The sequence below is a fragment of the Curtobacterium sp. MCLR17_007 genome (genome assembly GCF_003234655.2).
Taxonomy (GTDB): domain Bacteria; phylum Actinomycetota; class Actinomycetes; order Actinomycetales; family Microbacteriaceae; genus Curtobacterium.
Map to the genome: position 1 here is coordinate 13,988 of NZ_CP126272.1, position 23,947 is coordinate 37,934.

Below are 23,947 nucleotides of genomic sequence, written 5' to 3' on the forward strand. Positions count from 1 at the left end.
GCTCACACCGGTTCAATGACGTCGGACAGGAACCCCCAGTCGCCCCCGGCCCCGCGCTCGGTGACGAAGGCAGCCAGTTCGTGGGCGCGGGGGGCGCTCGCGGCACCGCCGAGCCCGCGCACCGCGAAGGCCGCGCTCGCGGCGGCGAACCGCAGGCGGGTCCGGAGGTCCCAGCCGTGGCGGTCGGCGGCCATGAAGCTCGCGACGAAGACGTCGCCGGCTCCGGTCGGGTCGGCGACGGCGACGGGGACGGTCGGCACCTCGACGACCTCGCCGTTCGCGGAGTCGACCGCCACGACACCGTCCCCGCCGCGGGTTACGACCGCCAACGGGACCCGCTCGGCCAAGGCCTTCGCGGCCGCGAGCGGTGAATCAGTCCGCGTGTAGCGCACAGCCTCGACGTCGTTCGGAACGAACACGTCGATCTGCCCGAGTCGGTCGAGGACGTCGGGAGACCACAGACCGGTCGAGTCCCATCCGACGCCTCCGACGACGGTGGTGCCCGCTGCGCGCAGTCGCGCCACCCACTCGGGCAGCTCGGCGCTGATGTGCACGTGGGTCGCGCCCACCGAGTCGACTGCGGGCGGCAGCTCCAGGGGGACGTGCGGTTCCTCGTACGTGACGAAGCTGCGGTCGTGCGGCCCGGTGATCGCCGCGGTAACCGCCGTCTGGAAGTCCGGTTCGATCCGCAGGAGCGTGGTGTCGAGACCGGACTCGGCGTCCAGGAAGGCGCGGACGTGCTGCCCGAGCAGGTCGTCCCCGAGACGCGCGAGGATCGCGGTCCGGGCACCGGCCCGCGCCGCCGCCACCGCACGGTTCGCCACGCCGCCCGGCGTGATGGTGAACGCATCGGCGTACACCTCCGTGCCCGGGGCGGGAGCGTCGACGCCGGCGAAGACGAGATCGCAATAGACGTCGCCGGCGAACAGCAGGTCAATCATGAGGTCCTCTCCTCGCAGCCCGGCATGGGCGCTCCAGTGCATCGTGACAGATCCTGCGCGAGTTGTGGCAACTTTGCCAGAGTTTGACCACTTCTGCTCGACTTGCGCGTATTGTCATGCTCGTGATCCTTCGAGAGCGCCAAGATCGCATCCTCCGTTCGCTCCGCGCCGAGGGTGCAGCGTCCGTCCGCGAGCTCGCCGACGCGCTCTCGGTCAGCGAGTCGACGATCCGCCGCGACCTCGAACTCCTGGACCGGAACGGCGAGCTCACCCGCACGTACGGGGGTGCCGTCCTCCGGCCGGGTGCGACGGTGCAGGAGGACGGGTCCGACCCTGTCGAGGCACCGTTCGACGACAGCGGCGACCTCGCGACGAAGCGACGCATGGCGGACGCCGCAGCGGCGATCGTGCAGGACGGCCAGGTCGTCCTCCTCGACATCGGCACCACGACACCACTGGTCGCCGAGCGCCTGCGGGGGCGGGGCGTCACGGTGATCACCACCAACCTCGCCGTCTTCGACGTGCTCCGAGACGACGAGACCGTCCGCCTGGTGCTCCTCGGCGGCGTCGTCCGCCGCAACTACCGGACGCTCGTCGGATCCCTCGCGGAGCACGCTCTCGGCCAGGTCAGCGCCGACGTCGTGTTCCTGTCCTGCACCGGGGTCCGCGCCAACGGCCACGTCGTCGACAACATGGCGGTCGAAGCGCCCATCAAGCAGGCGATGATCGCCGCGGCGGACCGCATCGTCCTGCTCGCGTCCGCCGCCAAGTTCCCCGGGACCGGAGCGCTCCGGCTCTGCTCCCTCACCGACGTCGACGCGCTGGTCACGACGACCGGCGCCCCTGACGACCCACTCGCACTGTGCCGGAACGCCGGCGGAGAGGTCACCATCGTATGAAGCTCTGCATCCTCGGAGGCGGCGGGTTCCGCACGCCCTACGTGTACCAGGCCCTGTTGCGCGACACCGGCTCCCCGCGGGTTGAGGAGGTCGCGCTCTATGACGTCGACGAGATGCGGCTGCACGCGATGGTCGCGATCCTCACCGAGCTGGCGACGGACTTCCCGGACGCGCCGAAGCTCGTACCGACGACCGACCTGCACGGCGCCGTCGAGGGGAGCGACTTCGTGTTCGCGGCCCTGCGCGTCGGCGGGCTCGAGGCACGGCGCTGCGACGAGCACGTCGCGCTCGACCTGGACGTCCTCGGGCAGGAGACCACGGGCCCGGGTGGTCTGGCGTACGCGATCCGCACCGTTCCGGTGATGGTGGAGGCGGCGAAGGTCATCCGGGACCTCGCTCCGAACGCGTGGGTGATGAACTTCACCAACCCAGCCGGCATCATCACCGAGGCGATGCAGGGCGTGCTCGGCGACCGGGTGCTCGGCATCTGCGACACCCCGTCCGGCCTCGGGCGCCGCGTCGCGGGGTCCCTCGGGCTCGACCACACCCGGGTGCAGATGGACTACGTGGGCCTGAACCACCTCGGCTGGATGCGTCGGGTGATGTACGACGGGCGCGACGTCCTCCCCGACCTGCTCGCCGACGACGACCTGCTCGGTGCGATGGAGGAGGGACACGTCTTCGGCAGCGACTGGATCCGCTCCCTCGGCGCCATCCCGAACGAGTACCTCTTCTACTACTACTCGAACCGCGACGCCGTCCGGTCGATCATCGAGTCCGGCAAGACCCGCGGCGACTACCTGGCCGAGTCGCAGCATGCGTTCTATGAGCGCGCCAGCACCCACGGAGCGGGGGTCGCGTCGTTCTGGCAGCAGACCGTCGAACGTCGCAGTGCGTCGTACATGGCCGAAGCGAAGGGCGGCACGCAGGACGAACCCGTCGACCCGAAGGAACGCGAGCTCGACCCGTCACACCAGGGGTACGCGGGCGTCGCCCTGGGTGTGATGGCCGCGATCAGCAGGAACGACCGCCAGACGATGATCCTGAACGTCCGGAACAACGGCACCATCGCGGCCCTGCCCCGTGACGCCGTCGTCGAGGTGCCGACGATGGTCGACGCGAACGGCGTGCACCCGCTGACGACCGAGCAGCCGGACCTGCACCAGATCGGGCTAATGGCGCAGGTGAAGGCGGTCGAACGGCACACCATCGCCGCCGCCCTGACCGGGTCGAAGGACGAGGCGCTGCAGGCGTTCGCGCTGCACCCGCTGGTCGACAGCGTGTCCGTCGCGCGGGACCTCGTGCGCGGCTACGTCGACCGGATCCCCGAGGTCGCCGCGGTGCTGACGAAGTGAGCGCCACCGTCCATGTGGCCGAGACGGCGGAGGCCGCGGGCGCGGTCGCCGCGGAATTCGTCGCGAACCGGCTCGCCGCCCCCGGCAGCGGTCGAGTGCTCGGCGTCGCCACCGGATCGAGTCCGCAGCCCCTCTACCGGGCGCTCAGCGCTGCCGGGATCGACCTCGCCGGGGTCACTGCGTTTGCCTTGGACGAGTACGTCGGGCTGCCCCCGGAACACCCGGAGAGCTACGAATCCGTCGTCCGGCGGGACGTCACCGAACCACTCGGCCTGGATCCGGCGCGTGTGCACGTGCCGGATGGTGTCCGTTCCGATCCCGACGCAGGAGCCGTCGAGTACGACCGGGCGATCCGGGCGGCTGGCGGCATCGACGTCCAGGTGCTCGGCATCGGTGCGAACGGGCACATCGGGTTCAACGAGCCCGGCTCCGAGTCCGGCAGTCGGACGCGGGTCGTCGCCCTGGCCGAGTCCACGCGTCGTGCCAACGCACGGTTCTTCGCCTCCGTCGCGGACGTGCCGACCAACGCGGTCACACAGGGCATCGGGACGGTACTGGAGGCGCGATCGATCGTGCTCGTCGCCACCGGTGCGGACAAGGCCGAGGCAGTCCGAGCGGCTCTCGAGGGACCCGTCACGCGAACGTGTCCGGCGTCCTTCCTCCAACGGGCCGCTGATGTCCTGTTCTGCCTCGACCGCGAGGCCGCCGGTCGACTGTCCAGGTTCGGTGCGGCCTCGATATGAGCGGGTCCGGCTAGCCGACCCCGCCCGCGCTGCCAGGACCGGCGATCACACGACGGCAGCCGACGAACGCGCTTCATGCCTTTTTTACTCCCTGAACCAGGCTGAGCAGCGTCGCGATAGCCAATTGGCTATCGAGACCGGCCCGATCGACCGCCCGAGGGGCTCTAGAGCTGTCCGCGGTCCGGGTTGCGATTGCCCTCATCGTCGTACGGCTTCTGCCAACCCTGCTCACCGAACCCACGGTTCACTCTGCCGCGCAACCGCCGTGGCACCCAGTTCACGGTGGGTCCAGGCCCACCACGTCGCAGTCGATAAATCGTGATGATGAGCACGATCACGACGAAGACGGCGACCAACCCGATGAAGAGGCCGCTCATTTGTTCTTCCGTCCGAGTCCGCCGCGGGTGACGATCCGGATGATCGTGACCACGATCACGACGACGACCACGACCACGACTCCGATCACCAGGATCGGACTTCTTGGCCCGGTCGCAGCGCCGTTGGCGAGGAGATGAGCGGTGGGCGTTGCGAGAACGGCTTCTATCGACATGTCAGTCCTTGGGTTTGCCCAGGGTGGTTCTCCTCGGCAGTGAGGTGCCGCCGATGGTAGGTTCACGGGGGCGTCACGTTCGGCCGGCTGATCTAGCTCTCAGCACTCAGCGCGTCTCATTTGTCGATCGGTTACCGGACGATCGTGCCGCTGGTCATGGTGTTGGTGTGTGCGGCGCCAGTGCGTGGCGGAGGGCGAGGACGCCGTAGCGGACGCGGGTCCCGGCGGTGCTGATGCTGATGCCGAGGTGTTGTGCGACTTCGGGGACGCAACACACATCCTGGTACTTCAGCGCCGGAAACGGCCCAGGCAAGCATCACCATCAGGCGTGCTTGGTGACAGCCAACCGAACTGACCCTGCGATGCGGTCACCGCTTCCGGCGGCTGCGTAGCCGGCGCGGCACCACCCACCTCTCCCTCTACTCCGTCGTCCGCCGTGTCGCCTCGCGCGGTCGAAGTCGGTACACCCGCGGAGCGATGTCGCCCCGGTGGGCGTTCACCAGCACAGGAGCGATGCGGATCCGCTTGCTCTCCCCGAGGCCGGGCCCGAAACGCTGACGCCGCCAGTGCGCCCGTCGGATGTGCGGGCTGACGTGGCTGGAAGGCTCGTCCTCGCCGGCCCGGCGCGTCTTCCCGCTTCGGTAGGTCGCCCCGACGTTGACGACTCTGATGCCGGCGCCCGCACGCTTGGCGTCCCGCTTGAACGACGACGTCGAGACCACCGCGTCGACGTCCGCGGCCGCCATGCCAGGCGGAACCTCGGTAGTGGCATCGGGTTCGTGCCACTGCGCCCAGGCGACGACCGCCGTGAGGTTGTCGACGACATCGCGGTACTGGGTCATGCTGCGCGATGCGGGGACGACAAAGCGCCCGAGCGATGCTCCGTAGGAGCCGCGGATCGTGAAGCACCATGCGAACAGGTCGTCCGGCCGTCCCAGGCTGTCCGAGAGCAGCAGCACACCCTCCACCTGCGCGCCGAACGAGGCAAGCATCTCGTCGAGACCCGGCGCGGACATGTCGGAGAGGTCAGCGCGGCTCCGCGACGCGATCAGGTCGCCCAGCGACTCGTTCGCCCGGAGTGCGTCGTGCGTCACCTGCGACAGGTTCTTCCACCGGTCGACCTCCGCGGGAGTGGGCGTCTTCGAGGGCTCGAGCAGCAGGGGCTCCGCGAACGCGAGGAACACGTTGGGGAACGGCAGCACCATCTCGGCCCTGTCCGACTCCGTCAGCGGCTCCGACTCCGCGAACGAGGCGGTCTGGCCGGCGGGGAGCCAGTAAGTGGCGGACGCAGTGAGCCCAACGGTGGCTTCGCCGAGCGCAGTGTCGTCCTGCTTGTTGAGCCATCGCGAGAACGCCGCCAGCGCGTACGAGTTCTGGGTCGCGACCCCGTGTCCGGGGTGCGGGTGCGGCTTCAGCTGAGCGAAGGGATGGCTGATTAGTCCGAGGGCCTTGGCGACGCGCTGCCGGGCATCGATGACTCCGCGCCAGTTCGTCAACATGCGCTCCGCGCCGTAGCTGGCCAACTGGGCCCTGGTCGCCGCCGACGTGCTGGGGACAGGCAGCTCGATCGTGAGCAGCTCGTTACCCGTAAATCTCGGCGTGCGCTCATGCGGCCGCGTGATTCGCCCGAGCGACTGCAGCGCAGGACCCGACGCGTCCCCGTACGAGACGATCGGACTCGAACCCCACGCGTGCACGGAAGCGGGATCGAGATTCGTCGCACGAGAACCCCAGACCGAACCCGCGAGCTGAAGCGCTTCTTCGAAGATCTCGGCCTGGTCCGGTGTGCTCTCGTCGGCCGTGGCAATCGTGTGGGTGCCGTCATCATCGACAGTGATCACGTCCTGCTCGATCAGGGTGCGCCGCCGGTCCGGCAGGATGAGGTCAGGTCCGATGACGCCAAGGTCGAGCAGGGTCTTCAGGTGAGAACGCTGCGCATCGGCGTGCGAGAACGTTGATGCCCCGTGCCGCTCACCACGGGCCCGCTGGATGCGCGTGACCTGCTCAGTGCTGAGCTTCGAGTTACCGTCGTTGAGCCAAGCAGGAACGCCCAATGCGCTACTGAAGGCCTCGATTCGTTCGATCCTCGTTGTACCGGGCGAGGCATCGATCGCGGCGCCACTGAACTTGTCCCAGGCCTCGTGGACCCAGGAATGGTGTGCTCGAGCGTCGGCAAGCACGGACCGCAGGTAGTCGCGCTCTGACCGCAGATCCTCGGCGATCGGAGCCACCTCTTCGGCAAGGGCGATGCGCTCCTGCTCGACGTCGGCCTGCAGCTGCCGAACCTCCGAGAGCGCGTCCTCCGCCTCGGCGAGGGCTTGCTGCTCCGACGCCAGCTCCGCCTCCAGCTGTCGGAGGACTGCGTCGTGCTGTGCGTTGCGCCGCCCATCTGCTCGGGTACGGTGCTTGCCGCGGGCCATCAGCTGATCTCTTCGACGTGAGGGAGCTCCAGACGGAGGGCACCAGCGCGAGGGTCGTTGGCGAGCCCTGCACGCCAGTGCGCTTCCGCGTTCAGCGCGGACACGAGGCGTGGCCGCGACGGGAGGTCAGGGTAGGCGGCATCGGCGCGGCTGAAGAGCTGTCGGGTGCGATCGGCCTGGCGACCCTCCTGCATGATCCGGTCCCAGAGGTCGACGATCTCGTCGCGGATCGCATCGGTCTCGTCCGTCGCGTGACTCGAGCGGTCGCGCGACGCTCGATCAAGCGCAAGGGTGACAACCGGGGCGTTGATTGCGGCTCGCTGCGCGTCCATGCGCCGCTTCCGCGTCAACACGACCTCCTCTCGAAGTCGCGCGAGATTCGCCGTCGCATCATCAGAACCCGTCATAACTTGCACCTTCCCTCAGCATCCTGCCGGACGGGGCCGACACGCCCTCTCCGCGTCGAGCTTGCTACCGGGTCCAGCGGTGCTCGGTCGCCCTTCCAACGCCGGATGTGCCATCGGGCTCCCGCTCACTTATCGAGCAAGTACCGAGGTAGACCCAGGTGCCCCTGTCACAGCTGCCGCCGACGTCAGGCCATCGCGTGGCTTCGACGGGAGCGGTCAGGTGCAGCTCCCGCGACCACTGCGGCGACCACGCCGCCCAGCAGCAGCACGAGCGCTCCGACCACGCCCGCCAACTAGAGCACGCTCGGCGCCTGATCGTCCCGCTCCCCCACCTATTCATGTTAAACGGCCGCCCTGCCGCGCGGCCGATCGCCGTCTCGATAGCCGGTCGCTTACCGAGACGACGGGGGCTCGAGGCCGAGGCCTGAGATGTGAGCAGCGTCGCTCGGTGTCGTCTTTCTAGCTTCGCTTCGTGTCGCCTGCTTGAAGCAACCTGATGCGGCGGTACAGGGTCGCTCGGGACATCCCGAGGTCGCGGGCGACCTGGGACGCTGGCTCGCCGGCGTCGAGGAGCCGGATAGCGGCACGGACCTGACTGTCGGTGAACACTGCGCGTCGGCCACCGAGGTCCTTCCCGGCGGTGCGGCGTTTGGTGACCGAGTCGCGGACCCGTTCGCGCTTGATCTCGAGTTCCATCTGTGCGAGCGCCGCCATGACGGAGAACACCATCGACCCCATCGGCGTTGCCGTGTCCACGTCGCCGCCACCGAGGTTCAGCACGCGAAGCCCCGCGTTCCGGTCGCGAAGCTGCGCGGCGAAGCTGAGCATGTCGATCGTGGACCTGCCCAGCCGGTCGAGTGTGGTGACCACCAATGTGTCACCGTCGTGCAGTGCGTCGAGCGCCCGGTCGAACGCCGGGCGCGACGCACGAGCCCCGGACACACCGTGGTCCACGTACAGGTCATCCCGGCGAACGCCCGCGGCGAGCAGATCCTGTTCTTGCCGGTCAGTGTCCTGCTGCCGGGTCGACACGCGCGCGTACCCGATCAGCTTCACCACGACTCGGCCACTGTCTCGCAACCAAACTTCATGACAGCGATCATGGCCCATACTTGCGACACAAGGTTACGAGACTCGCCGACACAGGAGTTTCCGCGGCACCCGCGAGCACCATCACGACGTCGACGAGACGTCTCGCAACCCTAGGGATGCGAGATAGTAGGTGCCGCCGTCGTGAGTTAGGTTCACGTCGTGCAAATCTTCACTTGGCAGATGGCCGAGGAACTCGCTCGCGAACACATGCGAGCCATCGGCTTCTCTGACGCGCGCCGCACCACTGGTGGTGCTGACGGCGGTATAGACATCAGGGCAGGACTCGCTGTTGCGCAGGTCAAGCACCTCTCGCAACCAGTGGGGTCACCAGACGTACAAAGGCTCCGAGGGGCTGCTCACGGAGTGCCCCACGCGGTCTTCTATTCGAGCTCGGGTTACTCGGCGGCGGCCATCGCCGTCGCTGAGACCTCGCAGGTGGCGCTCTTTCGCTACGCCACGACTGGAGATGTTGTGGCCATCAACGAGCAGGCGCGGTCTCTCGAAAGCGGTGCCCTGTCAGGTTCGACGAGTCTGCTGGTCGAAGCACTGGAAGCGCTTCAAGACGCAGCGGAGCGCGGCCGAGAGATGATCGACCGTGGGTCCGACGTTGCCATGTCCGTGGCCCAAAACGGCCTCGACGCAGAGTACGTCGAACTGGCGGACGTCGGTAACACAGCCGCGCTCAGGTTCTTGGAAATCGACGACGAGTGGCGGGCCACGATGACAGAGCGGCTTACCAAGCCGGATCTCACTCTCGAGGAGGCTCAACCGCTGCACGAGCGCTTGGAAAACGTGTGCGCATCGGCGCAGCGAGCGCTGACGGCATTGGCACTAGAGATGGAAGGTCTCGTACAGGCACGAGAGCAGGGGGCCACGTCCCTCGGCGTCGTGTCGCCTCATGCTGGTCCAACTTCGCCGGCCTAATTGCCCCCGGGGAGGGCCGTTCTGGCGTGAACGACGGTGCTCCCGATTAGGGTTTCAGTGTGCCTACCGTCGTTGACATCGCCTCCGCCCGACCGAAGGTTCTCGAGTTCTTCGCCGGCATCGGGTTGGCGCGGATGGGGTTGGAAAGCGCCGGCTTCCGTGTGGCGTGGGCGAACGACTACGAGCCGGACAAGTGGGACCTGTACCGCGGCCACTTCAACGACCCCGAGGGTGGCGGGCACAGCTTCGCCCTCGGTGACGTCGGCGCCGTCGATGCGGATCAGCTACCGAGAGACGCGAAGCTCGCCTGGGGCTCATCGCCATGCACAGACCTGTCACTCGCCGGCTCCCGAGGCGGCCTTCGTGCCGGGGAGTCCAACGCGTTCTGGCAGTACATCCGTCTCCTCGACGAGCTCGGCGATGACCGCCCCGAGGTTGCCGTGCTGGAAAATGTGGTCGGGCTGGCGACCTCGCACGGTGGCGACGACCTCGCCGCAGCCATCCGCGCGTTCAACGACCTCGGCTACTCGGTCGACGTGCTCGCGCTCGACGCACGACGCTTCATCCCACAGTCGCGGCCGCGACTGTTCCTCGTAGGTGCAATGAACCCACCAGAAGACACTGCCGAGCCCAACAGCGAACTCCGCCCCGACTGGTTGCAGGCCGTCTACGGCGACCCGACCCTGCGTACACATCGGGCACCGCTGCCGGCACCGCCGGCACCGCTGCTGTCCGGGTTCGGAGAATACGTCGAGACGATGCCCTCAAACGATGAGCGCTGGTGGGACGCCGCGCGAACGGAGTCGTTCGTGGCGTCACTGTCTCCGGTGCAGCGCGAACGGATCGCGGACATGCGCCGCGGACAAGGCGTGAAGTATCGGACGGCGTACCGCCGCACACGCAACGGCGTCGCTGTGTGGGAGGTCCGCCCTGATGACATCTCCGGTTGCCTCCGCACCGCCCGGGGCGGGTCCTCGAAGCAGGCCGTGGTCAAGCTCGGCAACAAGCGGCTTCAGGTGCGGTGGATGACCCCGCTCGAGTACGCACGCCTCATGGGCGCTGGGGACTACAACCTCTCTGGTGCCCGCACTAATCAGGCGTTGTTCGCGTTCGGTGACGCAGTTGCCGTGCCCGCGGTCTCCTGGCTCGCGGAGCACTACCTGATGCCACTCGTCCGCGGTGAACTCGCCGCTCAGGACATGGCTCCAGCGACGGCGCACCGTGGGTAGTCGCGGTATCGCGTCATACAACGACGCGGAGGGCAAACCGCCGTCGAAGCGGTCGATGCCGACCAGGTTCGTGCAGCGGTTCCGGCAGCTGCTCTCCGACGCACTGGCCAACGTCGACGAGGCCAGCGGCAAGAAGCTCAACAAGTGCATCGGCGTGTACGCGTTCTACGATTACGATGGCGAGCCGATCTACGTTGGTCAGACGTGGGAAGACTTCGGCACGAGAGTCGGCCGGCACCTCCGCGGCCAACGCACCGACACCCTCGCGTACCGCATCCTCGACCCGTTCGAGGTCGCGGAAATGGAGCTCTACCCCGCCGAGGAGGCCCGGTCTCTGCCGAAGGCGGAGAAGACAGCGGTGATCGATGCGCTGGAATACTCGGTGTACCTCACTGCGATCGAGAGGTCGAAGTACCGCGCGATCTTGAACGAGAAGATTCCGCCGGTCTCTCCGCGGATCAAGCTGCCGCGCTCGTACCGGTTCCCCCTTGTTCCAGACGACATGCGCGAGGACCGTGAGCACCCGGACGTGCGCATCGCCCGCCGCGCGGAGACGCTTGCGCGAGTCGCCGCGGTCGCGCACGAGCGTGGTGAGGTGTCATCCGGCCTACGGCGCGTGATTGTCATCCAAGCCGTCCGGCTCGCCGACCTCGCCGCCGCCCGCCTCGCATACGCGGAAGGCCGTTCCCGTCCGTCGGCAACAGCAATCGACGTGCAAGGGCTCGTCGGCAGCGTCATGGCTGAGTTTGGCGACGACGACCCCCAGGGTGATAGCGCCGACGCGTAGCGGTCTGCACGCACAACGGCTGAAAGCCGGTCTCTTCGACGCTCACCGAGTCTGGCTGAGCAGCTCACGCCAAGCCGCGTCAAAGTCCGCAGTCCGGTCGAGCCCGCGCGCCTTCGACGAGCGCACCTGAGACACGGTGACGACCGTGCCGTTGGTGTGTTTCTTGAAGGACCCGTGCTCGCGCACCTCATCCGGCGTCCACTCACGTGCCGCGACGACCTCCCCAGTCCCGTTATCGATGACGAGGAAGGCACATAGATCGAAATCGAACGATCGGATCGGCGAGAACACGGCACCGCTTGCCATGCCGGGTCGGACCAGTCGCACCTTCACCTGCACCTTGCGCCCATCGACAGCGGTGAGGTCGTAGGACTTCTCCGAGTTCGGAGCGAGCAGCCCGTCGTAGACGATCGCGGCGCAGTACTCGGCGAGGTCTCCGATGGGTGCGTTGTTCGTTCGTATGAGGTGTCGCGTGCGAAGTTCGACGAGGACACTCGTGTACGTGTCGAGCAGATCTCCGACGCTCAGGCGCGCGAGCAGGGTCCCGTCCTCGTCGTTGATGCCATCCAGGTCTTCTGTCTCCGCCAACGATGCTGAGACCGCTTCCATGCCCACAACCGGCTCGGTGGAGACGCCAGTAGTCTTCGAGAATCGGGCGGTCAGAATCGCGATCTGTTCGCCGGTGAGGCTCCACGGCTGTCCGGTCTCGCTTGGGTGCCGCCAGCCTTGGCCGCGCATCCAGCCACGCATCTGCTTCGGGTCAGCACCGATCTGTGCCGCGAGTTCGGGAACCGACAGCTGCTCGCTCATGTTCGAACCGTAACCGCCTCACCCTGACGCAGTGAGCTCGGGGCACAACAAATGTTCCCCGAGATCTCCGGGCCAGGCGGCCCATGAAGATCCCGGGAACCGTCGCGGGACGTGATCACGACACGGAGCGCTGCTAGAAGGACGACACCGAGCGAAGCTGCTCACAGCCTGAGAACACGCGCACCCGAGCAGTCTCAGATAGGTAGTCCGAAATAGGTTCCGGTGACGGTGCCCTATGCGAGACTCGGCGCATGGAATCCGGATGGACCCTCGGCTACGCCCGAGTCTCGACCGACGGCCAGGACCTCACGGCGCAGACCGATGCTCTCCTAGCGCTCGGCGTGCCGGCGGAACGGGTGTTTACCGACAAGGGCATGACCGGCACCAAGCGCGACCGACCGGGGCTCAAGTCGGCGCTGGCAGCCTGCCGGCCGGGAGACACCCTCGTCGTCACGAAGCTCGACCGGCTCGCGCGATCCCTCCGCGACGCGACAGACATCGCGGAAGAGCTAACGCGCCGCGGCGTGAAGCTGAACCTCGGCGGATCCATCTACGACCCCACCGACCCCGTCGGTCGACTGCTGTTCAACGTGCTTGGGATGGTCGCTGAGTTCGAGTCCGATCTCATCCGGGCCCGCACCCGGGAAGGCATGGCCACAGCGAAGGTCCGCGGGAAGCTCAAGGGGCGCAAGCCCAAGCTCTCCCCCGCGCAGGAGCGTCACCTCGTCGCGCTACACCGCGCCGGCGACCACTCAATCGCCGAGCTCGTCGAACTATTCGGAATCGGACGCGCGACGGTGTACCGGGCGCTCGACCGAGCCCCGGTCGCCGACGCTCCCGACCTCACGCTCCCCCGCGTCGACGCCTAGGAGCCTCCCCCACTGCCTGCGCCGTACTGCTCACCGTACTTCGCCCGAATTGCTTCCTCCACGACGCTGCGGATCGTGCCCTCGCCGCCGTCCACGGCTGCGTCAATCAGGTCCTGAACGTCGAGAGCAAGTCGTGTGCTGAACGGCACGGTAACTTCGCGTCGAGGACGGCCACGCCGAGGAGCCGGCGCTGGCTGCGCCGGTGCACTGGGAACGACGGGCGCAGGGGTCGGCGCCTCGTCCCGCTGGCGATAGTCGACGGGGTCGACCCTCTCGTCAGCGGCCGCCTGAGGCCGTCGACGAGCCCGCAGGTCCCCCGGTCGCTCCGGCTTCTGGTCGCTCATCGGATCACCTGATCGACGATTGCGCTATAGGCATCCAGCACCGGGGCACCCTTCCTGTAGTTGCCGTACCACTCCCCCGTCAGTCGCACTTCCTGCACGATCGCTCGGTCAGGAACGAGAGGTGTGATCAGCATGCCGGTCTCGCGGAGCTCATCGATGCTGGCGACAGCAGGACGCGACATGATCGTCTCGCGTACGACCCCAACGACGATGCCTGCTTCCTCGAGCGCCACAGGCGCACCGATGCGCTCCCTGCTGTGTCGGAACTGCTGCACGGTCTTGCGCGCGCCGTTCACGCCGTCGACGCCGTCGTTCGTTGCAGTCGCAGCGTAGACAACGGTGTCCGCTGCGTTCAGTGCCGCCAAGGTGAGTGGTCCCCCCTGACGATTGGGGCAGTCGATCACCACGAGGTCCGCTTGCACACCCTCGAGCGACGTGCGGAGCCGGAGCTCCGCGTGATCCGCGCGGTCGGCCTCGCGGTTCGACACGTTTCGAGACGAGGGCAACACTCGGAGATTGCTCGACCAAGCCGCAGGGACGGCGAGGTCTTCTGCCCACCCCTCGGGCTCCTCATTGCCAAGGATCGCCCCCACGTGCAAGCCGTCACCCGTCGGCTCTACCCCTAGCCACTTCGTCGACGCCGCTCGAGGGTCCAGATCGATCAACAGGGTGCGCTTGCCTCGCTCGGCAGCGACCATAGCGATGGATACGGCGGTCGTCGTCTTCGACACCCCGCCCGACTCGCTGTACACCATGACTGTTTGCATGTCATCAAGCATGACGGCATGCATGCTGGCTGTCAAGCATTCTTGCATGAAAGAAAGAAGGAAAGCATGAATGCTTGCACGTCACGCTGCTAGCTCAAGATCCCGAAGCTCCTGCAGCAGACCACGTCGAACGAATCGCATTGCCTCTTGGTGGTCGCCTCGGCCGTCGCTTGAGCATGGATAGGTCGGGTACGCCTCGGGACCGCCACGCTCGTCCTCAGAACGAAACAGAACCGCCTGCGTCGGTGGAACTCGGTCACGGCCGCGGCGCCCGGCCTTGCGAACCAGGTGGTCTTGCCACCAGGCCCATAAATCGCGCTCGTCGACGTACTGCTGTGCGCGTCGTTCGAGGATGCCTGCGACGCCGAGCCGCCGAGCCACATGCGAGCGGAAGTCCTGCAGCCGCCGACGCCAGCCTGCAGGGGACGCGATCGCGAGTGTGTGCCTGCGGAGCCGCGCCAGGGCCGCACGTGCACGGCCGTGGGGGAGTCCCGCGCGGCCAGCGACACTCTCGACGGAGTTCTCGGCGCTCGTCAGGCTCTCGTACATCCCACGAGCTGTAGGGCCCAGTCCTGCGCGCGTGAAAACGTCATGCCGGCCTGCGGTAATCCGGTCCTCCAGTGCCTCTATCAGGGCGGCCCTGACGTCGAAGAGCTCGGCCGGGGGGCGGGCGGTCACATCGTGAAGTGGCCCGAGGTGTTCAACGGGTGTGGAAAACCGCTCGGTAAGCCGCCAGACGGCCGCGTTGGGGCCGTCTGCCTGACGTCGCCGGGTGATCCAGCCGGCCTCATGGAGGCGGCGGAGGGAGCGGTCGACGGTGCTCGACGGGATGCCGGTGGCGATCGCCACCGACCGGAGGGCTGCTGCGACGTCGCGAGAGCCGGTGCGCAAGGACAGCCAGGCGAGGTAGGTCAGGACGGTGCTGTCGTGGAGGTCTGCCTCGGAGCGGGTCCAGCGGCCAGGGGAGGCGGTGAACGCCTGCAGCATGGCGTCGACGACGTCGACGATGCCGGTCAGCTCGGTGAGGTCGCGCTGGGCGCGTTCCTCGGGCGCGTACCGGTACAGCACGGCCCGCTCCTGCGCCTTCGCCCACTGCCGCTCGAGGCGCGCGGCAGCCTCGGCCGCGGTGCGGCGTTCGCGGCCGCCGGTGGGGCGGTTGCGGGTGCGGTAGTGCTCCATGCCGGGGGCGGTCCTCGCGGCGTGCTCGACGTCGGCGAGGGTCCACCCGGACACCGCGGCGGCGAGCAGGCAGAGGTAGCCGGTGCGGGACGGGTCGCGGCCGCCAGCGACGGTGGCCATGTGCGCCTCACCCCACGCCGGGAGGGTCCGGTGCGCACGGTGGCGGGCGTCGACGGGGCCGGTGGGGGAGGAGTCCGCAGGGTCGACGGTCGGACGGAGCTCACGGAACGCAGCAGTGACGCGGAGCAGGTCGCCGGCGGTCACGGTCGGGGTGCGGAGCACATCGACGTCGTCGGCGCCGGCCATGACGGTCGAGGCGCCACCGCGTGCGTGCGGGGCTCCTGGCGGCCGGACGGCGCCGGTGCGGTCGTTGCAGAGCATCCCGTGGTCGAGGGTCGGCAGGACGGTGCGTGCGGCGTCAGCGAGCTGCACCATCGTGGCCCTGTCGACGCCGGCGAGGGGGACCCACACGTGGAAGCCGCCGGTGGGGCTGGACCGGCACACCACGTGGGGGAGACCGGTGTCACGGAGGATCCGAACAAGCACGCCGAGGTCGTCGGATGCCTGCTCGAACGCGTCATCGGTCTTCGCGTCGAGGTCGAACGCTGCAAACCAGAACCGGCCGTCCAGGCTCGTCAGGTCCATCGCCCACGGCGTCGCCGGCGGGTTCCCGTTCACCGGGTACTTCGATGGGTAGCTGTTCGACCGGATCACACCGTCGGCCTCAGCGATCATGCGGTTCACGTACCGGCGGGGCGCGATCGCGCGCGTGAGCTCCCACGGGCTGTCCACAGTGGACACGCGGGCAGATTCGTACGTGCTGGACGCAGCAACGTGCGTTACGATGGCGACACCTCCCCTCCTCGGAGTGGTGGTACGACGAAGGCTCCCGGCTCCAACCGGGCTTCTTCTTCGGAACTCTCACGACCTGATGTGCTTGGCGGCTGATGCAGGTGGTGAAACTGACTTAGGGCCTCGGCCCGGACCCCCGCTTCGGCGGGGGTTCTGTCGTTTACGCGGCTGTGTGGGCGACCTCCGGGGTCTCGTCCAGGACAGGCAGAGCGCCGTACTCAGCGACGAGCTGGGCACGAAGCCGCTCGAGGTAGAGCGAGAAGCTCAGGTTGCCGGACGCCTTGGCGGCGGCCTGGAAGTCCTTGCCTGTGTCGGGGTGAAGGGCGATGTCGCGGATCCGCGCGGGCTCAACGCCGCGGGGAAGGCGATTGCGCTTCACACCTGCATTGGATCCGGTCATAGGCACGAGTGTGGTGTTAACCCGCGGTCTATTCGGGGACGCTGGTGCGGCGTGTCGGATTCCGGTGCTCACTGGAGCCACCCTGCGACAATCTGCACCCACCGGCGACGGAACGCGCGGACGAGCGTGGTCTCGCCGCGGCAGAACCGGACGAAGTAGCTCCGGCCCATCGGGGTCTTGGAGATCAGGAAGTGGAAGGCGCCGGGGAAGCGGGTGAAGATGCGCAGCAGCTTCTCGCCGACGGTGATCTCGGGCACGAGCTCTGCCTGAACCTGGGCCTCGTACCGGTCGAGCGCTGCGGCGTCGCCGTTGGTGTGCGCGGCGGCCGCGATCCCTGCCCACTCGCCGGAGCGGAGCGCGAAGGAGATTCCTTCGCGCGTCCACGGCTCGAGGAGCCCGGCGGTTTCGCCGGCGAGGACGACGGTGCCTCGTCGGAGCGGGGAGTCGGACGCGCGCCACTGGGTCAGGTGGCCGCTGCTGCGGTCCTGCTCGGTGGGGTGCAGGTCGAGCCGCTTGATCCACGCGTCCAGGTAGGAGCGGGTCTGCTCGCCGTAGCCCTTGCGCTCGATGACGCCGACGGTGAGGGTCTTCTCCTTGGGAAACACCCATGCGTAGGTGCCGGGGCGAGGACCCCAGTCAAGGAGCACGCCGGTGGTGGCGTCTTCGGGGCGGCGGGGGACCTCGACCTCAAGGCCGAGGTCTGCGCGCTCGATGCGGACGCCGACGTGGCGACCGACGCGGCCGCCGGAGCCGTCGGCGCCGATCACGACGCGCGCCAGGAGATCGTCACCGTCGCTCAACGTGAGCCGTGTGTGGCCGTCCTCGTCCGTGAGGGAGCGCACGTTGGCTCCGTCGCGGAACTCGGCGCCGGCTTCCTTCGCGGCGTCGACGTTCGCCTGGTCGAACCGCTCGCGGTCGACCATCGCAACGAACGGTGCGCCAGTACGGACGCGGGTCACGCGGCCCATGCGGTGCGAGAAGCCGACCTCGGGTACGTCCGCCTCGATCGTGGCGAGGGCGTGCTCGTTCATGCGGTGTCGCGACTGGCCGATGATGCCGCCGCCGCAGGTCTTGTACCGCGGGAAGGTCGCCTTATCGAGCAGGAGCACGCGCGCACCACCGAGAGCGGCGTAGCGTGCAGCGGTGGCTCCAGCGGGGCCCGCTCCAACGACCACGACGTCCCATACCTGATTGGCGTCTGTGTCCTGCATGAGGCACGAGCCTACCCGGGATCGGACGAGCTACGCTGGATGCGTAGCAAGAATCCGAGCACGGCGAGTCGAAGAAAGGGCAGTGCCTGTGGCAGACGAAGTCAACCGTGGCACCGCGCTCAACCTGCTCAACGAGCGAGGCGTCCCCGATGCGTTGTCCATGTCAGACCTGCGGAAGCGCCTGCAGGACCTCACGGGCCGCGACCTCGAGTACTACGTCACCCCGAACCTCGAGGGCAAGGAGATCCACGGGGTGTGGGGATCCGACCTCCAGCAGAACGTCGACATGGTCTACCTGCCGCCGGGGCCGGCGGGCGTGCAGTACTTCATCCTGCAGCACGAGCACGGACACATGTTCGTCTCGCCGCACGGCGGGAAGAAGGACCTCGGCGCCGACCCAAGCGTCATCGACCTCCTCGGCTCGGCGATCCCGCTGGGACGCCGGCTGAGCTTCACCTTCCAGCACAGTGACTTCTCCGCCGACGAGGAGCGTCTCGCCGAGATGGTCGGCGCGGAGCTCGCCGTCCGTGTGCTGCGCTACGAGAAGCGCCGCGGCAAGGACTTCCAGTTCGGGCGGGTGTTCGAGGGATGAACAGCGAACACGGCCTCATCACCGTCCTCGGCGTCATCACGGTCGCCGCGGTCTGGACCGCAGCGGCTGCCATGCTGTTCCCGAACGTCCGGGGGAAGAACTCGATGCTGCCGACCGGCGTCTTCTTCTGGGCGATCGGATGCAGCCTGCAAGCGCCGTGGGTGTACCGCATCGTCGACGCGCAGCTCGGCGGCGAGAACCTCACGAACCTGCTGTACCGATCGGCCGTGGTCATCGCCCTCGGCTGCCTCGAGGTCATGGTCATCCGAGCGATGCGCGGCAACAAGGTCCGTCAGCTCGAGGCGGCGGTCTGGGCGTTCACAGCGCTCGTCATCGCTGCCCAGACTGCGCTGTTCTTCGCCGCCGACTGGTCGGTGTCCGACCCCTTCCTCGGGCAGTACGTGGGTGAGCCCCTCCGCGAGATCTTCTCGTCGATCCTGCCGTTCTGCGTCGGCCTCTACGGCGTGCAGGTGCTCGCCGTCGCCTTCAAGGGCCTCCCGGGCTACGGCGAGTGGACGACTCGTTGGGGCGTGGGCCTCATCGGCGTTGCCGCGATCGTCGACCTCGCCTGGACCACGTTCTGCCTGACCCTCTCAGCGCTGCGGGTGTTCTGGAACCCGCAGCTGTTCATGACCGGCACCGTCGACCCCATCTGGGAGGTCGCGGTCGTCACCGAAGCCGGCGTGACCGCTATCGGCGTCATCGTCGCCGCCGCCCGCCCGGCCCTCGTCCCGGCGTGGCGTCGGGTGCTGCTCGTGGTCTCGATTCCGATCAGCGAGCGTGCACTGCACGCGAACCCCCAGTACAGCGTCCACAAGCGCTCTGAGCGCATCGAAGCCGCGTTCAAGAGTCGCGGAGAGGTTGCGGAGCTGACACTCTGGCAACGTTGGGCTGAGCTCGAAGACAACATCAGGCTGCGACAGTTCCGGCCCCGCTGGTACGAGCGGCACCTGATCCGTCTGATGATGAGCGCTGCCAGCGCTGGGATGGCCGGGAGCATCGTCTCTCCGCTGCTCAGCACGACACCGAACACCGCACACCAACCCGACCCGACCCGAATCGAGTCAGCAGCATGAGCTACGACAAACTCACCGACGAGCAGCAGGAGCAGCGCGCCGCCCTGGCGCGCAAGCTCGACCTGCTCTGCCGCACGATCATGGCCCCCGACGGCGCGCCGGTGACGTACCCCAAGATCCGGGACTACCTCGCCGAGCGCTACATCAAGCTCTCCCGCTCCCGGTGGGAGTACATGCGCGCCGGGAACAAGTACCTCGTCGACGACAAGCTGCTGCTGTCCGCGATCGCGCAGTACTTCGAGGTCGACCCGGCATACCTCATCGGTCCCGAGAGCGAGCTCACCGAGACGATCGACGCGGCCCTGCGCTTCACGCTCGCCGAGCGCACCAGCCCGGTGAAGCTGCATGCCGCACGGACCCTCGGACAGGACGTCTCGCCGGAACATCTGCGCCGTCTGACGGCACTGCTCGAGGAGATCGAGGCCGAGCGAAACAGGTAAAACGCATTATGCGTAGCAATACGCATAGTGCCTAGTGCAACGCCAAGTGCGTAGTGTTACGCTACCCCCGTACAGGGGCCCCCTGTACGGGGGTAGTTGTCTTTCGTCCCCGCGGCTGGAGGGCTCACAACTTATTAAGTTGGAGGAGTCCTCATGGGCCAGCACGACAACGCGGACCACTCAGCACCAACCTCGACCGGGATGCTCTTCCGGTCACCGGAGGCCGATACTGCCGGCCCCACCGCAGCGCAGATCGGTCTGCGGGGGGCGCTCAACAAGTTCGGGCTGAAGCTGCAGCCGAGCGCTGTGGAACGGCAGGCGCGCGAGCAGGCCGCCGCCCTGAACGTGGCACGGGCGGTCATCCTGCACAGCGCGTTCACCCGCCCGGTCGGCGTCCTCATCGCCAACCCGAAAGGCACCTCGGGCAAGACGCCGGCCACGCTCGGCCTCGCCTCCGCGTTTGCGGCGGTGAAGGGCAACGGCATCTGCGCGCTCGAGGTCGCCGACGACGCCGGCACCCTCGCGCTGCGCGCCGAGGGGACGCCGCAGCTCGACCTCGGCGACCTGGTGCGGGACATCGACCAGATCCGCTCGTCGGGGCAGCTCGCCGGCTACGCCGTGCAGCAGTCCTCGTTCGTCGACGTGTTCGGGTCGAGGCCGGGGGAGTCCCGGCCGGCCCTGACCGCGAACGACGTCGTGACGGTCTCGCGCGTCATCGACGAGTACTACCGGTTCCGGTTCATGGACTCGGGCAACGTGGTGACGACCGGGCCGTTCCTCGGCGCGATCGACGTCGCCGACGTGCTCGTGGTGCCGGTGATGATGGCCCGCGACTCGGGGCTCAAGGCGATCGAGATGCTCGACGGGCTGATCGCTGCTGGCGGTCATGCCGCGGAGCTCGCCCGTAACGCAGTGATCCTGCGGATGACCGATGGTCGCCCGGAGAACACCGACGACCGCGACGACGTCGTGCGCTACCTCGAGGAACGCGGCGGCGCCCGGCAGTTCGACATCCCGTTCGACGCGCACATCGCCGAGCGTCGCGACATCACGTGGGCGAAGGTGTCCAAGGGGACTCAGGACGCGTTCACGTTCGCGGCAGCCGAGATCGTCCGCGTCGTGCGCGGCGAGCAGCCCAGCACGACCCCGGCCCGTCAGGAGCCTGGCGAGACCGTCTCGGCCGCACCGCTGCCGTCGGATGACGAGGATCCCGACGCGGAACCCGTCGATGAGGCTCCCGCGCCGGTGTCGGCCTCCGCTGCGGTTCAGGCCCCGGTCGTGCCGGCGGTCGAGGCCGCGCCGCAGGAGGGGTGGGTGCGGTGCCCCGAGTGCGCGCACGAGACGCCGCTCGCGACGTTCTGCGCGTTCTGCCGCCACCGCCTCGACGCACCGGTCAACCTGCAGCGCTTCTACGGCCGCGCCCGTCGTGCATCCGGATACGACGAGCCCGCGGAGGACCTCCCGGAGCAGCTGCGTAGCCGCCCCTCGTCTTCCTCTGAGCACAGCGACACCGGCCGCGCGTCGGCCTAACCACGAAAGGTCCCACCATGTCTCTTCTTCCCATTCCCGCGCTCATCGTGAACACCGCAGCCGTGGTCGTTGCCGCAGGTGACAACCCGTTCGACGGTGTGACGCCGAACTTCGATTGGCTCGGCGACGGCTTCAATCGGGTCTGGGTGCCCGCCCTCGGTGGCGCGCTCGGCCTGGCACTGATCGCGCTGGCGTTCTTCTTCATCCGTGCCGTGTTCGGCCTCAGGAAGGCGCTGGACGCGAAGAAGCCCAACGACGCTGAGCACGCCCGCAACACCATGCTCGGAACCGGCATCGCGATCGCCTGCGTGATCCTCACCCCGACGCTCTTCCTCGCGATCACGACCGCTGCTCAGCGAGGCGCCTAATGAGTGGCCCCGAGCAGCGCGATCGTGCCGTCCAGACGAAGAAGCGGGTCAGCGTCCCCAAGCTGGTCCTGATCGTCATCGCCGCGTTGATCGTCGCGTCCCTGGTGCTGCTGGTCGTCGTGGCGGTCATCCCCCGTCAGAGCACCCCGCAGGCTGCCTCGTCGACCTCGACTGCAGCGGAGGCAACGCCCGGGTCGGCACCGACGATCGACAGCCTCGGCGACTCAGAGCGGCGCACCGTGTCCGGCTGCGTCGCAGGGACTGGGATCACCGGTGAGGACCTGCTGCAGCTGCGCCGCACGAAGGATTTCACCGTAGAGGGCGCTGCCGAGTTCCTCGGCGGGTTCTTGCAGGTGACCTCCGCGGCGGATCCGGAGTGGCGGTCTGGCATCGACCAGGTGGTGAACATCGCCACGACCGGCACCGCTCACGACCTGCTGAAGACGCAGGTTCAGGAGGGCACTCCGTACGCCGACGCGCAGAAGCACACCGCTGACCTGTCGAAGGGCGCGTTCAAGGTCGTGAAGCTCACCTCGCACACGGTGACGATCGACATCGCCGCTGCGACGACGACGGACGGCAAGCCCGACGTGCGCGACGGGAAGGTCAACTACACCGGCGGGGAGTTCGTCCTCACCGCGACCGATGGCGGATGGGTGGTGTCCGGGGCGTCCGGTGACGGCGACTGGCGCGTCAACGCGACCCAGTCCGGCACCACGTTCAAGGAGGGCTGCTGATGGCTTGGTGGCAGGACGCAGGATCCACGGTCGCCAACGGACTGTCGGGGATCGTTTCGGGCATCGTCGGGTCGACGGCGAAGACGGCTACCGACGTCGTCAAGGCGGTCGACTTCGTCAAGGACCCCGCCGGGTACATCACCTCGCTGCTGCAGCAGGCGGTCTACACGACGTCGACGAAGCTCATCCCGCCGATGATCGACGCGCTGCACCCCGACTACACGGCGCAGTGGTGGATCGACTCGTACCGAGTGTCGTTCGGGATGGCGTTCCTACTGGCGGCGGTGCTGCTGGTGGTGTCGTTCGTGCAGACCCAGAAGGGCAAGAACTCCGGGAAGGAGCTCGCCGAATCGCTGTTCGTCGCGCTACCCGGGTTCGTCGTCGCCGGGGCGTTCGGACCGCTGGTCGGGCAGCTCATCGGGAAGGTGTTCGTCCAGCTCGAGGACTCGATCGCCGCATGGGCGGTCGGGTCGTCCACGAAGGACTACTTCAAGCACCTCGGCGACGCCGCGGCTTCCAAGGACGCCCAGGAGCTCTGGGGGACCGCGTTGATCTCGCAGATCACCCTCGAGGCGCTGCTGATCGGGATGATCGTCGTCGTCTTCGTGCTGCTGATCCAGCTCGCGACGATGTACCTCACCGGCGCCCTGATGGCGCTGTTCCTGGCCTGGCTGGTGAACCCGAAGACGCGGCACCTGGCGAAGATCGGTCCGACGGTGTGGCTCGCGCTCTGCTTCTCGCATGCGTTGCTGATCCTGCTGGTCGGGATCGTCTTCCGTGCGGTCGGCGGCCTGCAGATGAAGGCCGTGGAAGGCGACGCAGGGGACTTCGCGACGTTCGTCAACCTCGCGCTGCCGGCGGTGTTGATCTGCATGATCATCTTCGCCCCGATGGCGCTGCTGAAGATCGCATCACCGGCGTCCGCACCGCTTGGCGGCGGCGGTCAGGCCCGCGACGGCGGACTGAACAGTCCCAACAGTGCGCCGCAGATCCCCACCGGCAACGGCGGCCGCGGAGGGTCCTCCGGGCCGCAGAACCCGAACCAGGCCGCCGGCAACGGCAACCAGTCGGGATCTGGGTGGACGCCGTCCACGCAACCGGTGCAGTCCGGTGGTGGCGGAGGAGGTTCGACGACGATCAACGCGTCGAACACCGGAACCACCGGCAGCGCCGCGAACCAGGCAGCGCAGGCCGGCGGTCGGAAGAGCGCCCAGGCCGCTGCCCAGCAGGGCGCCACGTCCGCGGCGAGCAAGACCGCGACCGCTGGCACTGCGGCGTCCGGCGTCGGCGCTCCTGTCGCGGTCGCCGCCGTCCTCGCCAACGCCGCGCTGAAGGCCGCCGCCACCGCGGTGCGTGCAGGCCACCAGGCCGCTGAACAGGCCGGCGACGCCGGCACCCACGACTGAGCCGGACCCGGAAGGAACG

The 23,947-nt window shown here is 68.0% G+C and carries 25 protein-coding genes; 14 read left to right on the forward strand and 11 right to left on the reverse strand.

From position 1 onward, the window contains the following. Positions 1–2: 2 nt before the first annotated feature. Positions 3–941: a carbohydrate kinase family protein gene (locus DEJ13_RS17740; protein WP_181437112.1), complete on the reverse strand. Its 939-nt coding sequence runs from the start codon at positions 939–941 to the stop codon at positions 3–5. A gap of 116 nt (positions 942–1,057) precedes the next feature. Here DEJ13_RS17740 and DEJ13_RS17745 point away from each other — a divergent pair, with 116 nt between their 5' ends. The 3 genes from DEJ13_RS17745 to DEJ13_RS17755 are packed head-to-tail and all read left to right on the forward strand — an operon-like array spanning position 1,058 to position 3,938. Then, on the forward strand, positions 1,058–1,840 hold the full coding sequence (locus DEJ13_RS17745; protein ID WP_220037608.1) for a DeoR/GlpR family DNA-binding transcription regulator: 783 nt from the start codon (positions 1,058–1,060) through the stop codon (positions 1,838–1,840). Beyond that, a complete protein-coding gene (locus tag DEJ13_RS17750; RefSeq protein WP_111107761.1) occupies positions 1,837–3,195 on the forward strand; it encodes a 6-phospho-beta-glucosidase in 1,359 nt (452 codons plus the stop codon). Before DEJ13_RS17745 ends, DEJ13_RS17750 begins: the two co-directional genes overlap by 4 nt. Further along, on the forward strand, positions 3,192–3,938 hold the full coding sequence (locus DEJ13_RS17755) for a glucosamine-6-phosphate deaminase (protein ID WP_258374168.1): 747 nt from the start codon (positions 3,192–3,194) through the stop codon (positions 3,936–3,938). Before DEJ13_RS17750 ends, DEJ13_RS17755 begins: the two co-directional genes overlap by 4 nt. A gap of 164 nt (positions 3,939–4,102) precedes the next feature. Here DEJ13_RS17755 and DEJ13_RS17760 read toward each other — a convergent pair whose 3' ends face one another. The 5 genes from DEJ13_RS17760 to DEJ13_RS17780 all read right to left on the reverse strand — a co-directional run bounded on the left by DEJ13_RS17760 (position 4,103) and on the right by DEJ13_RS17780 (position 8,374). Further along, positions 4,103–4,315: a hypothetical protein gene (locus DEJ13_RS17760; protein WP_111107759.1), complete on the reverse strand. Its 213-nt coding sequence runs from the start codon at positions 4,313–4,315 to the stop codon at positions 4,103–4,105. Further along, complete coding sequence (locus DEJ13_RS17765; protein ID WP_181437111.1) at positions 4,312–4,488, reverse strand: hypothetical protein; 177 nt, start codon at positions 4,486–4,488, stop codon at positions 4,312–4,314. Before DEJ13_RS17765 ends, DEJ13_RS17760 begins: the two co-directional genes overlap by 4 nt. A 419-nt stretch (positions 4,489–4,907) precedes the next feature. After that, complete coding sequence (locus DEJ13_RS17770) at positions 4,908–6,908, reverse strand: AcrVA2 family anti-CRISPR protein (RefSeq protein WP_111107758.1); 2,001 nt, start codon at positions 6,906–6,908, stop codon at positions 4,908–4,910. Beyond that, positions 6,908–7,315 carry a hypothetical protein gene (locus DEJ13_RS17775; protein ID WP_111107757.1) on the reverse strand — a complete coding sequence of 136 codons (408 nt, stop codon included), beginning with the start codon at positions 7,313–7,315 and terminating at the stop codon, positions 6,908–6,910. The genes DEJ13_RS17770 and DEJ13_RS17775 overlap by 1 nt, the downstream gene beginning before the upstream one ends. A 459-nt stretch (positions 7,316–7,774) precedes the next feature. Then, positions 7,775–8,374 carry a recombinase family protein gene (locus DEJ13_RS17780; RefSeq protein ID WP_111107756.1) on the reverse strand — a complete coding sequence of 200 codons (600 nt, stop codon included), beginning with the start codon at positions 8,372–8,374 and terminating at the stop codon, positions 7,775–7,777. Between the two features lie 213 nt (positions 8,375–8,587). On the opposite strand from DEJ13_RS17780, the gene DEJ13_RS17785 reads away from it, so the two are divergent. The 3 genes from DEJ13_RS17785 to DEJ13_RS17795 all read left to right on the forward strand — a co-directional run bounded on the left by DEJ13_RS17785 (position 8,588) and on the right by DEJ13_RS17795 (position 11,347). Beyond that, on the forward strand, positions 8,588–9,331 hold the full coding sequence (locus DEJ13_RS17785) for a restriction endonuclease (RefSeq protein WP_146245304.1): 744 nt from the start codon (positions 8,588–8,590) through the stop codon (positions 9,329–9,331). Between the two features lie 134 nt (positions 9,332–9,465). After that, positions 9,466–10,560 carry a DNA cytosine methyltransferase gene (locus tag DEJ13_RS17790; RefSeq protein WP_111107807.1) on the forward strand — a complete coding sequence of 365 codons (1,095 nt, stop codon included), beginning with the start codon at positions 9,466–9,468 and terminating at the stop codon, positions 10,558–10,560. A gap of 55 nt (positions 10,561–10,615) precedes the next feature. Next, positions 10,616–11,347, forward strand: a complete 732-nt coding sequence (locus tag DEJ13_RS17795) for a GIY-YIG nuclease family protein (RefSeq protein ID WP_181437109.1) — start codon at positions 10,616–10,618, stop codon at positions 11,345–11,347. A 42-nt stretch (positions 11,348–11,389) separates the two neighbouring features. Here the strand turns inward: DEJ13_RS17795 and DEJ13_RS17800 are convergent, their stop codons facing one another. Then, complete coding sequence (locus DEJ13_RS17800; RefSeq protein WP_111107753.1) at positions 11,390–12,157, reverse strand: DUF6998 domain-containing protein; 768 nt, start codon at positions 12,155–12,157, stop codon at positions 11,390–11,392. 251 nt (positions 12,158–12,408) lie between these two features. On the opposite strand from DEJ13_RS17800, the gene DEJ13_RS17805 reads away from it, so the two are divergent. Beyond that, complete coding sequence (locus DEJ13_RS17805; RefSeq protein WP_111107752.1) at positions 12,409–13,026, forward strand: recombinase family protein; 618 nt, start codon at positions 12,409–12,411, stop codon at positions 13,024–13,026. Positions 13,027–13,366: 340 nt separating this feature from the next. Here DEJ13_RS17805 and DEJ13_RS17810 read toward each other — a convergent pair whose 3' ends face one another. From DEJ13_RS17810 to DEJ13_RS17825, 4 genes are all read right to left on the reverse strand, one after another. Further along, positions 13,367–14,149, reverse strand: coding sequence for a ParA family protein (locus tag DEJ13_RS17810; RefSeq protein ID WP_254057561.1), 783 nt, complete (start codon positions 14,147–14,149; stop codon positions 13,367–13,369). 69 nt (positions 14,150–14,218) lie between these two features. Further along, positions 14,219–16,117 (reverse strand): bifunctional DNA primase/polymerase, encoded by a 1,899-nt coding sequence (locus DEJ13_RS17815; protein WP_111107751.1) that lies wholly within the window; start codon positions 16,115–16,117, stop codon positions 14,219–14,221. A gap of 211 nt (positions 16,118–16,328) precedes the next feature. Beyond that, on the reverse strand, positions 16,329–16,568 hold the full coding sequence (locus DEJ13_RS17820; RefSeq protein WP_146245303.1) for a hypothetical protein: 240 nt from the start codon (positions 16,566–16,568) through the stop codon (positions 16,329–16,331). A 68-nt stretch (positions 16,569–16,636) separates the two neighbouring features. After that, on the reverse strand, positions 16,637–17,779 hold the full coding sequence (locus tag DEJ13_RS17825; protein ID WP_111107749.1) for a geranylgeranyl reductase family protein: 1,143 nt from the start codon (positions 17,777–17,779) through the stop codon (positions 16,637–16,639). A gap of 88 nt (positions 17,780–17,867) precedes the next feature. Between DEJ13_RS17825 and DEJ13_RS17830 the strand changes: the two genes are divergently transcribed. The 7 genes from DEJ13_RS17830 to DEJ13_RS17860 all read left to right on the forward strand — a co-directional run bounded on the left by DEJ13_RS17830 (position 17,868) and on the right by DEJ13_RS17860 (position 23,928). Further along, positions 17,868–18,371 (forward strand): hypothetical protein, encoded by a 504-nt coding sequence (locus tag DEJ13_RS17830; protein WP_111107748.1) that lies wholly within the window; start codon positions 17,868–17,870, stop codon positions 18,369–18,371. Continuing rightward, positions 18,368–19,447, forward strand: a complete 1,080-nt coding sequence (locus DEJ13_RS17835; RefSeq protein WP_111107747.1) for a hypothetical protein — start codon at positions 18,368–18,370, stop codon at positions 19,445–19,447. The genes DEJ13_RS17830 and DEJ13_RS17835 overlap by 4 nt, the downstream gene beginning before the upstream one ends. Then, positions 19,444–19,887, forward strand: coding sequence for a hypothetical protein (locus DEJ13_RS17840; protein ID WP_111107746.1), 444 nt, complete (start codon positions 19,444–19,446; stop codon positions 19,885–19,887). The genes DEJ13_RS17835 and DEJ13_RS17840 overlap by 4 nt, the downstream gene beginning before the upstream one ends. A gap of 153 nt (positions 19,888–20,040) precedes the next feature. After that, positions 20,041–21,417: a MinD/ParA family ATP-binding protein gene (locus DEJ13_RS17845; RefSeq protein ID WP_111107745.1), complete on the forward strand. Its 1,377-nt coding sequence runs from the start codon at positions 20,041–20,043 to the stop codon at positions 21,415–21,417. Positions 21,418–21,434: 17 nt separating this feature from the next. Continuing rightward, positions 21,435–21,785, forward strand: coding sequence for a hypothetical protein (locus DEJ13_RS17850; protein WP_146245302.1), 351 nt, complete (start codon positions 21,435–21,437; stop codon positions 21,783–21,785). Then, complete coding sequence (locus DEJ13_RS17855; RefSeq protein WP_111107743.1) at positions 21,785–22,522, forward strand: hypothetical protein; 738 nt, start codon at positions 21,785–21,787, stop codon at positions 22,520–22,522. Before DEJ13_RS17850 ends, DEJ13_RS17855 begins: the two co-directional genes overlap by 1 nt. Continuing rightward, complete coding sequence (locus DEJ13_RS17860; RefSeq protein ID WP_111107742.1) at positions 22,522–23,928, forward strand: TrbL/VirB6 family protein; 1,407 nt, start codon at positions 22,522–22,524, stop codon at positions 23,926–23,928. The genes DEJ13_RS17855 and DEJ13_RS17860 overlap by 1 nt, the downstream gene beginning before the upstream one ends. Positions 23,929–23,947: the final 19 nt, after the last annotated feature.